The sequence below is a fragment of the Oleiphilus sp. HI0079 genome (assembly GCF_001635105.1).
In genome coordinates, this window is sequence record NZ_LWFT01000380.1 from 1 (window position 1) to 312 (window position 312).

A 312-nucleotide genomic window follows, 5' to 3' on the forward strand; every position below is an offset into this window, starting at 1 on the left:
GGCAATGCGGTTTATTTGTTCACTGGCGAAGATGCAACGATTCAGGATCTGCAGGGAAATGCAGGTGATCCACTTGCTTCTGCGACAGTGACCTATAACAACGACACATCAAACTACGAGTTTGAGCTTGGATTTATCCCAGCGGGCCCCTATACGGCGGCGTTCACCTGCGATGCGTCTATCGACATCAACGATGACAACGAATTCGCCTCAATGATCTTTTCAAATAGCTATAACGTCAGCATCGTTTCCAAACAAACAACTACGCTGACAATAGAGAACTAAATCCTTTTAGAATAGATCGCTTAAAAG

General features: G+C 44.9%; 1 protein-coding gene. It reads left to right on the forward strand.

Annotated elements, in window-relative coordinates; all coding sequences use genetic code 11:
- A partial coding sequence (locus tag A3750_RS25925; RefSeq protein ID WP_231871721.1) for a hypothetical protein occupies window positions 1-285 on the forward strand: 285 nt, incomplete at its 5' end.
- Window positions 286-312: the final 27 nt, after the last annotated feature.